At 72.7% G+C, this 13,256-nt stretch carries 11 protein-coding genes and 1 pseudogene; 3 read left to right on the top strand and 9 right to left on the bottom strand.

Features of this window, described 5'->3' with window-relative positions; genetic code table 11:
- Positions 1-406, bottom strand: a pseudogene (locus WH07_RS26025) (response regulator); the annotation flags it as partial.
- A gap of 281 nt (positions 407-687) precedes the next feature.
- Positions 688-1,377, bottom strand: a complete 690-nt coding sequence (locus WH07_RS26020) for a DUF3000 domain-containing protein (protein ID WP_046504840.1) — start codon at positions 1,375-1,377, stop codon at positions 688-690.
- A gap of 91 nt (positions 1,378-1,468) precedes the next feature.
- Between WH07_RS26020 and hemE the strand changes: the two genes are divergently transcribed.
- Positions 1,469-2,533 carry a uroporphyrinogen decarboxylase gene (hemE, locus tag WH07_RS26015; RefSeq protein WP_046504848.1) on the top strand — a complete coding sequence of 355 codons (1,065 nt, stop codon included), beginning with the start codon at positions 1,469-1,471 and terminating at the stop codon, positions 2,531-2,533.
- A 110-nt stretch (positions 2,534-2,643) separates the two neighbouring features.
- On the opposite strand, the gene WH07_RS26010 is transcribed toward hemE, so the two are convergent.
- Positions 2,644-4,023, bottom strand: a complete 1,380-nt coding sequence (locus WH07_RS26010; protein ID WP_046504837.1) for an FAD-dependent oxidoreductase — start codon at positions 4,021-4,023, stop codon at positions 2,644-2,646.
- 71 nt (positions 4,024-4,094) lie between these two features.
- Positions 4,095-5,174: a DUF4349 domain-containing protein gene (locus tag WH07_RS26005; RefSeq protein ID WP_079023566.1), complete on the bottom strand. Its 1,080-nt coding sequence runs from the start codon at positions 5,172-5,174 to the stop codon at positions 4,095-4,097.
- 180 nt (positions 5,175-5,354) lie between these two features.
- Here WH07_RS26005 and hemG point away from each other — a divergent pair, with 180 nt between their 5' ends.
- Together hemG and hemQ are read left to right on the top strand one after the other, a co-directional pair.
- Positions 5,355-6,800, top strand: coding sequence for a protoporphyrinogen oxidase (gene hemG / locus WH07_RS26000; RefSeq protein WP_046504835.1), 1,446 nt, complete (start codon positions 5,355-5,357; stop codon positions 6,798-6,800).
- A gap of 4 nt (positions 6,801-6,804) precedes the next feature.
- The gene (gene hemQ, locus WH07_RS25995; RefSeq protein WP_046504833.1) at positions 6,805-7,521 is read left to right on the top strand and encodes a hydrogen peroxide-dependent heme synthase; all 717 of its coding nucleotides are present in this window, start codon (positions 6,805-6,807) and stop codon (positions 7,519-7,521) included.
- A gap of 85 nt (positions 7,522-7,606) precedes the next feature.
- On the opposite strand, the gene WH07_RS25990 is transcribed toward hemQ, so the two are convergent.
- The 5 genes from WH07_RS25990 to WH07_RS25970 all read right to left on the bottom strand — a co-directional run.
- On the bottom strand, positions 7,607-9,289 hold the full coding sequence (locus tag WH07_RS25990; protein WP_046504831.1) for an alpha/beta hydrolase: 1,683 nt from the start codon (positions 9,287-9,289) through the stop codon (positions 7,607-7,609).
- Positions 9,290-9,480: 191 nt separating this feature from the next.
- Positions 9,481-10,485: a TIGR04222 domain-containing membrane protein gene (locus WH07_RS25985; RefSeq protein ID WP_106409682.1), complete on the bottom strand. Its 1,005-nt coding sequence runs from the start codon at positions 10,483-10,485 to the stop codon at positions 9,481-9,483.
- A 5-nt stretch (positions 10,486-10,490) separates the two neighbouring features.
- Positions 10,491-11,846, bottom strand: a complete 1,356-nt coding sequence (locus tag WH07_RS25980; RefSeq protein ID WP_046504824.1) for a DUF692 domain-containing protein — start codon at positions 11,844-11,846, stop codon at positions 10,491-10,493.
- A 188-nt stretch (positions 11,847-12,034) separates the two neighbouring features.
- The gene (locus WH07_RS25975) at positions 12,035-12,847 is read right to left on the bottom strand and encodes a DUF4142 domain-containing protein (protein ID WP_198533892.1); all 813 of its coding nucleotides are present in this window, start codon (positions 12,845-12,847) and stop codon (positions 12,035-12,037) included.
- 115 nt (positions 12,848-12,962) lie between these two features.
- Positions 12,963-13,256: peptidyl-tRNA hydrolase (locus WH07_RS25970; protein WP_046504819.1), on the bottom strand; the 294-nt coding region annotated here is incomplete at its 5' end.

Raw genomic sequence — 13,256 nt, 5'->3', positions numbered from 1 at the left:
TATGGGGGACGGCGCCGGGGCGGGTGGGGTGGCCGATGTTCGTACGTGTACCGGTCACGACATAGCCCTTGACGCCGCCCGCGAGGGCGTTGCGCACCGCGCCGATGTCATCGGCGGCGGAGAGGGCGAGGCCGTTGGGCCAGCCGGCCGCCCGGGTCTCGGACAGCAGGGTCAGCCCGGAACCGTCGGGCAGGTGGACGTCGGCAACGCAGATGTCGCGCGGGTTGCCGACGCGGGGGCGTGCCTCCGCGATGGACGACGCCTCGATGACGTCACGTACTCCAAGGGCCCACAGGTGGCGGGTGACGGTGGAGCGGACGCGTGGGTCGGCCACGACGACCATGGCCGTCGGCTTGTTCGGGCGGTAGGCGACCAGGCTTGCGGGCTGCTCGAGGAGAACGGACACCAGGCCTCCTGGGAAGGTGCGGGACGGAGCCGGCTCTGGGGGATGAAGCCGGGGCGAACCGTGTTTGAAGGGTCATTGACCTCTTCGGCAGCAATACCGCCCGCCTTTAGGGAATGATCACGATTTGGTGAGTAACAATTCGGGCAATTCGGACGGGTGATCGATCATCCTATGACCCGCCCCGTCGCGTCGACGCGCGTGGAGGGCGTTTGTGGGTGTCCCGGGGAGACGGCGGGCGTGCGGGACCCGCCGGGCGGTGGTGTACGGGGGGTGAGGGGCTGTCAGGAGACCTGCGGGCCGCGCCGCTGGGGCAGGGAGACCACACCCGCGCCCGAGCCCGTCTCCGCCGCTCCCTGGACCGGTCCGGCGGCGGTCGGCGGCAGCCCCGCGACCTGGCCGAGCAGATCGCACCAGGCCGCGAGATGCGCCGCGGCGTCGGGCGCCCCGCCCCGGGCCTCGCGCGGGGTCCAGGACGCCCGGATCTCGATCTGGGTGGCCGGCCTGCGCTCGGCCAGACCGCCGAAGTAGTACGAGCCCGCCCGGGTGACGGTGCCGCTCGCCTCGTCGTACGACAGCCCGCGCGCCTCCAGGGCGCCGGTCAGCCAGGACCAGCACACCTCGGGCAGCAGCGGGTCGGTGGCCATCTCCGGCTCCAGTTCCGCCCGTACGAGCGTCACCAGCCGGAACGTACCGTGCCAGGCCTCGTGCCCGGCCGGGTCGTGCAGCAGGATCAGCCGGCCGTCCGCGAGATCGTCGTCGCCGTCGACCACGGTCGCCTCCAGGGCGTGGGCATACGGTGCGAGCCGCTTGGGCGGCGGAGTCGGCTCGATCTCGATCCCGGGACGCGGCCGGGCCGACCGCAGTGCTTCGACCGCCGTACGGAACGCGGAAGGGACGGAGCCCCCCTCCGTGCCGTCCGTTCCCTCGGTGCCGTTGGAATGATCGGAAAACTGTCCCTGAGCCGCGGCCATGCGGGGAAGAGTAGGCGGAACGCGCGCCTCGCGCAGGGAGGGACACCCGGGCCGGGGCGGCGGCTTGCCGGTACGTGCGAAGATTCTGGGCGTGAGCGCCATTGACCGGCCCCGGGGCCAGCAGACGAAGACGTACGAATCGGCCTTTCTGAAGGCGTGCAGGCGTGAACCGGTCCCGCACACGCCGGTCTGGTTCATGCGGCAGGCGGGCCGCTCGCTGCCGGAATACCTCAAGGTCCGCGAGGGGATTCCGATGCTGGAGTCCTGTATGCGGCCCGAGCTGGTCACCGAGATCACCCTCCAGCCCGTACGGCGCCACAAGGTCGACGCGGCGATCTACTTCAGCGACATCGTCGTGCCGCTCAAGGCCATCGGGCTCGACCTCGACATCAAGCCGGGCGTCGGCCCGGTCGTCGCCGACCCGATCCGCGGCCGGGGCGATCTCGCGCGGCTGCGCGACCTCACGCCCGACGACGTCTCGTATGTCACCGAGGCGATCGGCATGCTGACCGGTGAACTGGGCGCCACCCCGCTCATCGGGTTCGCCGGGGCGCCCTTCACCCTCGCGAGCTATCTCGTCGAGGGCGGCCCGTCCCGCAACCACGAGCACACCAAGGCCATGATGTACGGCGATCCGGTGCTCTGGGCCGAGCTGCTGGACCGGCTCGCGGACATCACCGCGGCCTTCCTCAAGGTGCAGATCGAGGCCGGCGCGAGCGCGGTGCAGCTCTTCGACTCATGGGTGGGCGCGCTGGCCCCGGCCGACTACCGGCGCTCCGTGCTCCCGGCCTCGGCCAAGGTCTTCGACGCGGTCGCCGCGTACGGTGTGCCGCGGATCCACTTCGGTGTGGGTACGGGCGAGCTGCTCGGGCTGATGGGCGAGGCCGGCGCGGATGTGGTCGGCGCGGACTGGCGCGTACCGCTCGACGAGGCGGCCCGGCGGGTCGGGCCCGGCAAGGCGCTCCAGGGCAATCTCGACCCGGCCGTGCTCTTCGCCCCTACCGCGGTGGTGGAGACGAAGGCCCAGGAGGTGCTGGACGCGGCGGCCGGTCTGGAGGGGCATGTCTTCAATCTGGGCCATGGGGTGCTGCCCAGCACGGACCCGGACGCGCTTACCCGGCTCGCGGAGTACGTCCATACGCACACCGCTCGCTGAGCAGGGTCCGCATCCATGTGCCCGGCACCCATGGTGTCCGGGCACATGTGCGTGTCCCCTATATGCCCGCCTCACATACCCGCCTGTATGTGCCCGCCTCACATACCCGCTTACATACCCGCGGCCCGTACCGCTGCGGTCGCCTTGCGGGCGGCCACCAGGACCGGGTCCCAGACCGGGGAGAACGGCGGGGCGTAGCCGAGGTCCAGGGTGGTCATCCGCTCCACCGTCATGCCCGCGGTCAGTGCCACCGCCGCGATGTCCACGCGCTTGGCCGAGCCCTCACGGCCCACGATCTGGACGCCCAGCAGCCGGCCCGTACGCCGCTCCGCGAGCATCTTCACCGTCATCAGGGCCGCCCCCGGGTAGTAACCGGCGCTGTTGGTCGACTCGATGGTCGCGGTGACGAACCGCAGCCCCGCCCGGCGGGCGTCCTTCTCGCGCAGCCCCGTACGGGCGATCTCCAGGTCGCAGACCTTGCTCACCGCCGTACCGACCACGCCGGGGAACGTGGCATACCCGCCGCCCGCGTTGCCGCCGATGATCTGTCCGTGTTTGTTGGCGTGGGTGCCCAGGGCGAGATGGCGGTTCGCGCCGGAGACCAGGTCGAGGACCTCGACGCAGTCACCGCCCGCCCAGATGTTCTCGTGGCCGCGCACCCGCATCGACCGGTCGGTGAGCAGCCCGCCGTACGCCCCCAGCGGCAGCCCCGCGGCCTCGGCGAGCGTGGTCTCCGGCCGGACACCGATACCGAGCACCACGACATCCGCCGGGTACTCGGCGTCCTCCGTCGCCACGGCCCGGACCCGGCCGTCCTGCCCGCTGAGGATCTTGGTGACGGGTGTGCCGCCCACGGTGGTGATGCCCAGCCCGTCCATCGCCTTGTGGACCAGCCGGCCCATGTCCGGGTCGAGCGTGGCCATCGGCTGCTCGTCGCTGTGGACGACGGTGACCTCGTAACCGCGCTTCAGCAGCGCCTCGGCCATCTCCACACCGATATAGCCCGCGCCGACGACGACCGCGCGCCGGCCCTTTGTACCGGCGAGGGTGTCCAACAGCGCCTGGCCGTCGTCGAGGGTCTGTACGCCGTGCACGCCCGGCGCGTCGATGCCCGGCAGCGGGGGCCGCACGGGGCGCGCGCCGGTGGCGACCACCAGTTTGTCGAAGCCGGTCCAGCTCTCCGTACCGTCGGTGAGATCCCGTGCGAGCACCCGCTGCCCGGGCACATCGATCTCCGTGACCTCGGTGCGGGTGCGCAGATCGATGGCGCGGGCGCGGTGCTCCTCGGGGGTGCGGGCGATCAGTTCGTCGCGGTCCGTCACCTCGCCGCCGACCCAGTACGGGATGCCGCACGCGGAGTACGAGGTGAACCGGCCGCGTTCGAAGGCGACGATCTCCAGCTCCTCCGGGCTTCGCATCCTGCGGGCCTGCGATGCGGCGGACATCCCCGCCGCATCGCCGCCGATGACCACCATGCGCTCCGCCGCCATTGCGCGTCCCTTTCGCCGTGTGTCCTCGGGGAACGCTACGCGGGCCGAGCGGGCGCGGCGCGGTCAGTCGGTCAGTCCTCGGGCCCGCGCTGCGGAGGCGGTCCTGCGGGCGGTGCTGCGGGACCGGCCGGCCTGTGCCCCTCAGGAGCCATAGGAGCCGCAGGGCCGGCTGGAGCTGCCGGGACCGGGGGACCCGCCGGGACTGCCGGGGCTCCGCCGGCCACCGGACCCGCCGGTCGGCCCGTCGCGGGCAGGCCGCCGTGCGCCCCCGTCACCGGCAGCAGTCGGCGCGCCAGCCGCCACAGCCCGTACAGCACGGCCAGCGCCCCCACGAACGGCGCCACCGCGCCCAGGACCACGGCGATCCACCGCACGGTCGCGGTGAACGCGCCCCAGCCGCCGGCCAGCGCGTCCAGGAAGCCGGGGTCCTCCTCCTTCCCGGCCGACCTCACCACCGGGGCCTCGGACAGCTCCAGGGTGATCGTGGCCAGCGTCGTACGGTCCTTGAGCGACGCCTGTTGGGCGAGCAGCGACTCCAACGCGGCCTGACGGGTGCTCAGTTCCGCCTCCAGCGCCACCACATCGCCGAGCGTGGTGGCCCGGTCCATCAACTCCCGTATCCGCTCGACGCTCACCCGCTGCGAGGCGATCCTGCTGTTCACGTCGACCACCTGGTCGGTGACGTCCTCGGCGTTCGCCTTGCGGGCCAACAGCGTTCCCGTACCGGCCAGTTCGGCGAGGACCGAGTCGTACGCGTCCTGCGGGACCCGCAGGACGATGCGTGAGGTCACATACGCGTCCTCGGTGCGCTCGGTGGACTCGTTCTCCACCAGGCCCCCGGCATCCTCGGCCGCCGTGCGCGCGACGGTAAGTGCCTTCTGGGTGTCCTTCACACGCACGGTGAGTTCGGCGGTGCGGATCACATGCGTCCCGGCCCGGGAGGGCGCAGTCGTCGGCTGCTCCTCGCTGCCCGGAGCCTGCGCCGCCCGGTCCGCCGCCCCGGCGCCCGCCGCGCCCTCTTGCCCGTCCTGCTGCGCCGGAACCGCTTTGGCCGCGTCAGAGCCGGCGTTGTCGTCGCTGCCCGCACCGCATCCGGCGAGTGCGAGCGAGATCATGAGTAGTGCTGCCGCGAACGCGGGCATCCTGCGCATACCGGCCCCCCTGAGCGAAAAGCGGATGATGCCGGTTCGACGTCCGAGGCCCCTGCGCGGGTTGCCCGTTTCCGGTTCCGAAGGGGTCACGGTCGGGACTCGTTACGGACCTCGGTACGGGACCCCGCCGGACCCGGTCCGGGTTTACGGGCCTCGGTACGGGTTTGAGAGAGTGGGGGCATGGAGCCGAGCGCGCAGCACGCGGAGACACATACGGGTCATGTCGTGGTCATCGGGGGCGGAATCGCCGGTCTCGCGGCAGCCCACCGGCTGCTCGGCGCCGGGGTCGAGGTGACGCTCGTGGAGGCCACGAGCAGGCTCGGCGGCAAGCTGTACGCGGGCGAGATCGAGGGCGCGCCCGTCGACCTCGGCGCCGAGTCGATGCTCGCCCGCAGACCCGAGGCCGTCGAACTGGCCGAGGCCGTCGGGCTCGGTGCCCGGCTCCAGCCGCCCGCCAACGCCAACGCCTCCGTCTGGACCCGCGGCGAGCTGCGCCCCATGCCCAAGGGCCATGTGATGGGCGTGCCCGGCGATCCCGCCGCGCTCGCGGGCCTGCTCTCCGACGAGGGCCTCGCCCGGATCGCCCAGGAGGGCCAACTGCCGCCCGCGGAGGTCGGCGACGACGTGTCGGTCGGCACGTATGTCGCGGAGCGGCTCGGCAGGGAGGTCGTCGACCGGCTGGTGGAGCCGCTGCTCGGCGGGGTGTACGCGGGCGACGCGTACCGCATCTCCATGAAGGCGGCCGTTCCCCAGCTCTTCGAGGCGCTGAGGACCCATGACTCGCTGCTGGAGAGCGTCCGTGACCTCCAGTCGAAGGCCGCCGCGGCCCAGCGGCCGGGCGGTGCGGTCTTCGCGGGCATCGAGGGCGGGGTCGGCCGGCTGCCGGGCGCCGTCGCCGACGCCGTACGGGCCGGGGGCGGCCGGATCCTGATGGAGACCCCCGTCCACGGGCTCTCCCGGACCCCCGACGGCTGGCGGATCCGTACCACCGACAGTGTGCTGACCGCCGACGGCGTGATCCTGGCGACCCCCGCCTGGTCCGCCTCCGCGCTGCTCGCCGAGGAGTCCCCGGCCGCCTCCGCCGGGCTCGCCGAGGTCGAGTACGCCTCGATGGCGCTGGTGACCATGGCCTTCCGGCGCTCCGACGCCGCCGTGCTGCCGGACGGCAGCGGCTTTCTCGTACCGCCCGTCGACGGCCGGACCATCAAGGCGTCCACCTTCTCCACCCGCAAGTGGGGCTGGGTCGCCGACGCCGCGCCGGACCTCTTCCTGCTCCGTACCTCGATCGGACGGTACGGCGAGGAGGAGCAGGTGCACCAGGACGACGCCGATCTGGTCGAGGTGTCCCTGCGCGACCTCGGCGCGGCGACCGGCCTCACCGCGCGCCCCGTGGCCACCGAGGTGACGCGGTGGATCGGCGGCCTGCCCCAGTACCCCGTGGGACATCAGACCCGGGTGGCGCGGATCCGCGAGGAGGTCGCCAAGCTCCCCGGCCTGCGGCTCTGCGGCGCGGCGTACGACGGCGTCGGCATCCCGGCCTGTGTGGCGAGCGCCCGGCGCGCCGCCGACGAGATCACCGCCACCTCGACCCTGGCGTGGGGCACCGGCCGGGGCGCGGGAGAATAGACGTATGACTGCTGCACCGGAGAAGACCCCCAACGCGGGCAAGAAGGCCAAGGACCTCAACGAGGTCATCCGCTACACGCTGTGGTCCGTCTTCAAACTGCGCGATGTGCTGCCCGAGGACAGGACCGGCTACGCGGAGGAGGTCCAGGAACTGTTCGACCAGCTCGGCGCCAAGGACGTCACCGTACGCGGGACGTACGACGTGTCCGGGCTGCGCGCCGACGCCGATCTCATGATCTGGTGGCACGCCGAGACCTCGGACGAGCTCCAGGAGGCGTACAACCGCTTCCGCCGCACCCGGCTCGGGCGGGCGCTGGTGCCGGTCTGGTCGAACATGGCGCTGCACCGGCCCGCCGAGTTCAACAAGTCGCACGTACCGGCCTTCCTGGCCGACGAGACGCCCCGCGCCTATGTGAGCGTCTACCCCTTCGTACGCTCGTACGACTGGTATCTGCTGCCCGACGAGGACCGCCGCAGGATGCTCGCGGACCACGGCAAGATGGCGCGCGGCTACCCGGACGTACGGGCCAACACGGTGGCGTCGTTCTCGCTCGGCGACTACGAGTGGGTGCTGGCCTTCGAGGCCGACGAGCTGTACCGGATCGTCGACCTGATGCGCCATCTGCGCGGCTCGGAGGCCCGGATGCATGTCCGCGAGGAGGTCCCGTTCTACACGGGCCGCCGCAAGTCGGTCGCGGATCTGATCGCCGGACTGGCGTAGGCCCGGGTCGGGGCGGGACCCGGGGCCTCGCGCGCGCCGGTCGGTCCGGTGTGTGCCGTCGCGGACGGCCGTCCCGCCCGGGAGATCAGACGATCGGCGGCAGCTTGCGGCTGCTCGGCCGTTCCTCCAGCGACACCGGGTTGGGCTCCCGGTGCGGCGCGCACTCCGCGTGCCGTGCCGGCGGTGTCTCGCCCCGGAGCAGATAGTCCTCCATGTACGCGTTGACGCAGGTGTTGCCGCCGCCGGCGATCCCGTGCGTACCGGCGTCCCGCTCGGTGACCAGCGCGGAACCGGCGAGGCGTCGCTGGAGTTCGAGCGCTCCCTCGTACGGTGTGGCCGCGTCGCGCTCGGCGGCGAGGATCAGCGTCGGGGGCAGCTCGCCCGGCCAGGTGCGGACGTCGAGGGGCTGCTGCCGGGGCGCGGGCCAGTAGGCGCACGGCAGGTTCATCCAGACGTTGTCCCAGGTCTCGAACGGTGCGTGGCGCGCCAGTTCAGTGTTGTCGCGGTCCCAGATCCGCCAGTCGGTCGGCCAGGGCGCGTCATTGCACTCGACCGCCGTGTAGACGGCGTTGCCGTTCTCGCTGTCGGCGGCGGCCACCGGCCTGAGGGAGGCCTGCGCGGCCAGCGGCGCCGGATTGCCCTTGAGGTATTCGGACAGTGCCGTGGCGCGCATCGCCCAGTAGTCGTCGTAGTACCCGGCCCCCAGCATCGCCGCCTGCAACTGTCCCGGGCCCACCTTCCCGCCCGCCGGCTCCATGGCGACTCCGGCGCGCACCTTCTCGTAACTGTGCTGCACCTCCTCGGGGGTGGTGCCCAGGTGGTACGTCCTGTCGTGCTTGGCGATCCAGTTACGGAAGTCCAGCCAGCGGCGCTCGAACGCGACCGACTGCGTGAGGTTGTTGCCGTACCAGATCTGCCGCGGGTCCGGATCGACCGCCGAGTCGAAGACCATCCGGCGCACATGCGAGGGGAACAGCGTCGCGTAGAGGGCGCCGAAGTAGGTGCCGTACGAGGCGCCCATGAAGGTCAGCCGCTTCTCGCCGAGGGCCGCGCGCAGTACGTCGAGGTCGCGGGCGTTGTTGAGCGAGGTGAAGTGGGGCAGGGCGGCCCCGGCGTGCTCGGCGCAGCCCCGTGCGTACGCCTTGGCCTCGGCGATCCGCTCCCGTTTGTACGACTCGGAGGGGTGCACCGGGGACTGGGTCGGGGCCTTGCTGAAGTCCGCCGGGTTCTCGCAGGAGAGCGGGGCGGAGCGGCCCACTCCGCGCGGGGCGTAGCCGACGATGTCGTACGCGGCGGCGATCCGCTTCCACTCGGGCAGTTCGGCGGCCATCGGGAAGTACATGCTGGAGGCGCCGGGGCCGCCGGGGTTGAAGACCAGCGCGCCCTGCCGCGTGGCGGCCTTGCCGCTCGCGCGGACACGGCTCACGGTGAGACGGATCTTCCGGCCGTCCGGCCGGGCGTAGTCGAGGGGGACCTCGACCCTGCCGCAGGTGACGGGGGCGGGCAGCATCTCGGCCTTGGGGCAGGGGCCGAAGCGGATACCGGCGGCTGCGGCGCGGTGGGCGGCACGGGCGGTGCCACGGGCCTCGGCGGCGGAATCGGGGTCGAGGGCGGCAGCGGTGTGGCTATTGGCAGGGCCGGTACGGGTGGCCGTTCCGGGAGCGCCGGGGACCGGGCTGTCCGCCCCGTCGGCGGGGGCGACGGCCAGGGCCGACAGGACCAGGGAGCCGAGGGCGGTCAGTGCCCCGTACTTCACTACTGCGCGCATCGCGTTCCCTTCGTGCGTGCGGTCGGGGGAATCCACCGCACGACAGAGGGTCAGCAGACGGGACGGGCCGCACAAGGACCCGGGAGCGGTGTCGGGGCCAATGACCCCGATGCGCCCCCGGGCCACTCCGGAGGCTCCTCCGGAGTGCGGCACAGGCGGCGTTGTGCGCGTACGGCGCGCGGGGCGCGGCCTCAGGAACTCCCGCCGCCACAGCTGCTTCCGCTGCTTCCGCCCCCGCAACTGCTTCCGCCGCCGCAGCTACTGCCCCCGCCGCCGGAGTCGCCGCCGCCCGAACCTCCGGAACCTCCGGTGCCTCCGCAGGAGTTCGCGCCGCAGCCGGATCCCGCGCCACCGCACCCCGTACCGGAACCGGGCTGAGCGCCCGAGCACCACGTCACCACCGCGAGGGACGAGTGATCCGCGGGCGAGAAGTCACGCCCGGACCGCAGCCGGGCCGCCGCCCGCAACTGCTGCTGAAGTACGGGATCGGGCAGCGCCGTGATGCCGTGCGCCGCGACGAGATGCGCCGCCGAGGCAGTCCCGCCGTACGGATGCGCGGCGACGAACGCCCGCATCGCCCGCAGCCCCGCTCCGGTGATCCGCCGCCCGGTCACGGACGCGCAGACCATCCCGGTGATCGAGCCCACGAACAGGGTCGGCAGCAGGGAGAAGGCGATCGGGCTGCCGAAGCCGGGTCCGGAGCTCTCGACGAAGGTGAAGACGGCCAGGACGAAGCACAGTGGCAGGGCGAGCAGACAGACCACCCCCTGCGTGACACCCCAGCGCCGCGGCCCGCGCGCCTCCGCCGGGGTCACCAGCAGCCCCCGGGCCGCGAGCGCGTCACCCACCTGCTGAACGGCCGGGCCGCGCATCACCGCGAGACGGAGGGTGTGCAGGGCGCCGTTGGGCGCGGTGGCGTGCTCCTGGAGCACGGCCTGTTCCACCGGGTTCCTGGCGACGGGGTGCGGTATGAGGACGATGCCGGGCCCGCCGACCGCCAGCCGCCCGTCCGCCTGCATCCCGGCGATCGTGGCGTCCACGACCCGGCCGGGCCCGCCGCCGAGGAACGCGGCCTCCAGCACGTCATGGACGGGACCGCCCGCGCTCCGGCCGCGCAGCCGGACCACGGTGGTGACGAGCAGGACGGACGAGACGGCGACCGCGAGATGGACCAGCACGACGAGGAAGGTTGTCATCGTGGTCACCGCCCGATCAGCGCGGCACGCGCTCTGCGGACGAGCCGGGTCGCCCGGCGCGGCGGCCGTGCCCCGGCACGTTCCTCCCACCAGAGCGTCAACCGCCGCCGGGCGACCGGGTCCTCGGGCCGCCCGTCGAACAGCAGATGCTCGGCGAAGTCGAGCGCGTCCCGGCGGTAGCCGTCCCGCATGGGCCGGTCCGCGGCGTACGCGAGAAACGCGGCCCGGAAGCCGCCGCCCAGGATCTCCGGCAGCTCGGGCGCGACCTTGGCGATCACTCCGGCCCGCTTGACGGCGAGCGCCCGGCTCTGCACCCGCAGCCGCTCGGCATCGAACCCCTCGGGCGCGGGCGCCCCGGCGACCAGCGCGGACAGCAGACCGGCCTCCCGCAGGGCGAGCCGCTCCCGAGCGGCTCCGGTGTCGGACGATTCGCTTTCCCCGCTGGGGAGTCGGGGCGATGCGGGCGCGGCGGCGGGCTCGCCCGTACCCGTACCCCGGCCGGTTCCCGCGTCCGCGCCCGCACTCGCGTCCGTGAGCCTGACCGTCTGCCGGATCGTGGTCAGTTCCGCTGCCAGTTCCGCCGTCGGCGGGAAGTCGTCGTCGCGTTCCAGCAGCACGCCCGGCGGGGTGACGCGGGAGCGCAGGTCCGCCAGTATGTCGAGGACCGGGCGGGTGACGGGGTGGGCGTGGGTGTCGTGCCAGACGCCGTCGCGTTCGACGCCGCCCGCGACATGGACGTACGCGATCGCCTCGACCGGCAGTTCGTCCAGGGCCTTTGCCGGGTCCTCGCCGCGGTTCACCTGGTTGGTGTGGAGATTGGCGACGTCGATCAGCAGCCGTACGCCGGTCCGCTCCACCAGCTCCGCCAGGAACCGCCCCTCGCTCATCTCCTCGCCGGGCCACGCGACCAGCGCCGCTATGTTCTCCACGGCCAGCGGCACCGGCAGCGCGTCCTGGGCTATGCGGATGTTCTCGCAGAGCACGCGCAGGGCGTCCTCGGTCCGCGGGACCGGCAGGAGATGGCCCGCTTCGAGCGCGGGCGACGCGGTGCGCGGCCCCCCGGCCCGTACGAATGCGATGTGCTCGGTGACCAGCGGGGAGCCCAGCGCCGCGGCGCGCTCCGCCAGGTCCGCGAGCCGCCGCGCGTCGGGCCGGTCCGCGCCGCCGAGGCCCAGCGAGACCCCGTGCGGCACGACCGTGACGCCGCGCTCGCGCAGCCGTACGAGCGAGTCGGGAAGATGGCCGGTGCAGAGGTTCTCCGCGACCGCCTCGACCCAGTCGACCCCGGGCAGTGCTTCCACCGCGTCCGCGATCTCCGGGCGCCAGCCGATTCCGATCCCCAGATGTGGTGTGTTGCTCATGGCTCCCCCTACGTCGTGCGCGACAGCGCAACGGTGCAGGGGTGATGACCCCGCCGGGCGCCGGCGAATCCGCAGAGGGGGACGTTCAGAGGTCGATTTGAGGTTCCCGGGCGCGAGGCTCAGGTGCCGAGGGCCCAGGATCCCGCGCGCAGGCATCCGCCGTATCCGCCGGTGGACGGAACTCCACGCTACGGAACCGGTACGTCCGTTCCCGGCTCCGCCCCTGGCTCCGCTCCCGGCTCCGGCCGGTTCGTGTTGATGGCGGTCGGCGCGCCCGGCTGGGTCGAGGGCAGGGAGGTGAAGGACTGGTCGCCGGTCGGCTCGGCGGGCGACGGGGCCGGCGGCAGGTTCCCGTCCGGGGGCGGCGGGCCGGTCGGGCTGGCGGTCGCGGTGCCCGCCGCCTCGTTGGCGATACTGTCGAAGTCGACGAAACCGGTGGCCTCCAGCATCGTGATGTGGTCGAGCACGGTCTGGTTGGCGTCGGAGGCGAGCTGGCGTATCAGCGTGTTTCTGGTGGTGTGCCGTACCTGCGCGATCAGTGAGAACACCTTGCCGTGCGCGTTCCGCAGCAGATTCGCGAACTTGCGCTCGTACTCCTGGCCCGTCGCCGCCGACAGCTCTCTGAGCCAGCCCTGCTGCTGCTCGTTCGGCTGGTTCGGCAGCTCGATACCGAGCTTGGCCGCCACATCGCGGGCCCGCTTGTCCAGATCGGTGTGGCCGACGACAAGGTGGTCACCGCACTCCTTGATGGCCTGGCTCGGCGCGCGCTCGATCGCCTGCTGCCCGGCCGGCAGCTCCCAGAGCCCCGCCAGCCGCACCTTGATCAGCAGATCGCGGTCGGTCGCGGAGAGCGGGCCCCACTGGGTCGCGACGGACGAGGCGTTGAGATTGGCCTGCCCGGTCCCGGAACGGTCGGCGTACGACCAGACGGGGAAGGCCAGCGCCCCCACCGTGGCGACAAGTGCCGCGATGATGAGCGCCGTACCGTTGATGCGTCGCAACAATGTGCTGCCTCCGAACCGATATATGACACCGCTGTATCCACATCCACCGTTGACCGGCCGGCTCAACTCGCTCGGCGGGCACTGGAAGATACGGGGACAGGTGCTCGATTGTTCAGCTCCGCAGTGCCGGATGATCAGCGACCACGGTGGCACTGCCCGGAGCGATCTCCGTGAATCCGGCATCGCGGACCACCGGAAGGCCCGCGGCCGTGAGCGCGCGCCAGTGCGCGGGGGCGGCGGTGCGTACGGCGAGCGGGAAGCCGGCCGCGTGCCAGGCCTTGCGCTCCGTCTCGGACAGTTCCCACCAGGCGAGTTGGGCGCCGTGCCCGGCCTGGGCCATCGCTTTGCCGGCCGACATCTCCAGCTCGGGGCTGAGCCAGAGGACGGGGTGCGCGGGGTCGGGGGC

This window comes from Streptomyces odonnellii (assembly GCF_000981895.1).
Lineage (GTDB): Bacteria > Actinomycetota > Actinomycetes > Streptomycetales > Streptomycetaceae > Streptomyces > Streptomyces odonnellii.
This window is presented reverse-complemented; position numbering and strand designations above follow the sequence as displayed.